Below are 1,613 nucleotides of genomic sequence, written 5' to 3'. Positions count from 1 at the left end.
GAAGAGTAGGTCGCTGCCGATCCAATACCAACCCTCATTGTGAAAACAATGAGGGTTTTTTGGCTCTAGAGTAAATAAATTATTTCGGTAGTTTGTGTGAAGCCCACAGGCTTACAATGTTGGTCGTTGTATTTTCTATCAATTTCCCAGCATTATTTAAGGCATCTGTCAAACTCATAGGCGCATTTACAATAGAAAACGTGGCATCAATGTTTAACTTTTTATTTTCAGTTGCTGCAATATCAACTTTTCCTGCTAAAACTACCACAGGCAATTTGTGTTTTTTTGCTAATTGAGCTATTCCACTAATAACTTTACCCTGACCTGACTGTGTATCTAGTTTCCCTTCACCAGTAATGACTAAGGAGTTTTTTGTGTCTGCCTGTTTAAACACCTCTTCAAGCTTATATGCATCCATTACGCTTTGTACTCCGTTCATTATATTCCCTTGTAAAAAACATTTCAAAGTCCCACCTATGCCTCCTGCTGCACCAGCACCTGCTATTGATTGTATATCTATGCCAGTAGCATCAAAAATAGTTTGAGCTAAACCTATGATAGCTTTTTCAAGCAGGTATACCACCTCATTTGTTGCCCCTTTTTGTGGTGCATAAACTTGAGTGGCTCCGTTGGTGCCATAAAGTGGATTGGTAACATCATTCAATATTTCAATGGAGACACCATTGATAAGTTCAGGAAGATGACCAATATCTATCTGGTGTATATTGGTTAACTGTTGTCCTGTAATAGTGGGTAATGTACTTCCTTGATTATCTTTGAACTTGACCCCTAACGCTTGAAGCATTCCACATCCTACATCATTAGTTGCACTTCCACCTATACATATCAATATTCGTTTGCACTGGTGTTGCAATGCAGCGGCTATAAGCTGCCCTGTGCCATAAGATGATGTAAACAAAGGGTTTCGTTCTACCTGAGTGAGTAATTGTATCCCAGAAGCTTGTGCCATTTCTATAATTGCAGTATTGGTTGATGCGACCCACCCAAAATTAGCTTTGATAGGGCGTAGTAAAGGGTCTAATACGTTTACTGCTATTTTCACTCCCCCAAGTATTTGGGTAAGTATGTCCATAGTCCCTTCACCACCATCAGCCATAGGTATCTGTAAGGTTTCTATAGATGGAGCCACTTGTTTTACTCCTTGGTGTATGTGTTTGGCTACTTGTGTAGCCGACAAAGAATCTTTGAAGGAGTCGGGAGCAATGATTACTTTCATAGGAGTAGTTAGGAGTTTGTATATTGAAACTTTGATAAACAACTCTATGGTAGAGCAATGTTTTTTTGAGGATGATTAACCTGAGGTGGTATAGAAGGAAGCTCTTTGACTTCTTGGTTTTTCCTTCTTGTTACAATATTTGCGATGATAAAGTTTGATGCACCAAACACCAACATCATATCGTCTACACCTTGTTAAAAACAATTAGGTGGTTATTTATACATATAAGGTGTTTTTCAGGAAGATATGACCTAGGGTGAACAACAAAAAAAGGAAAAACAAGATGTCAAAGGATTTATCATGGCAATCGCAAGAAATAAAATTTGAGAAAAAGGCTGTTAAAAGCTTTTGATTTGTGTGATTACTAGTATTTTTC

The 1,613-nt window shown here is 38.0% G+C and carries 1 protein-coding gene; it reads right to left on the bottom strand.

Annotation, left to right across the window (positions count from 1 at the left end; genetic code table 11):
• Nucleotides 1-79 precede the first annotated feature (79 nt).
• On the bottom strand, nucleotides 80-1,237 hold the full coding sequence (locus Q0954_RS33845; protein ID WP_299466477.1) for a glycerate kinase: 1,158 nt from the start codon (nucleotides 1,235-1,237) through the stop codon (nucleotides 80-82).
• Nucleotides 1,238-1,613 lie beyond the last annotated feature (376 nt).

Source organism: uncultured Microscilla sp. (assembly GCF_947493425.1).
GTDB lineage: Bacteria > Bacteroidota > Bacteroidia > Cytophagales > Microscillaceae > Microscilla.
The sequence above is the reverse complement of the archived record's forward strand: the minus strand, read 5'-3'. Positions and strand labels throughout refer to the sequence as shown.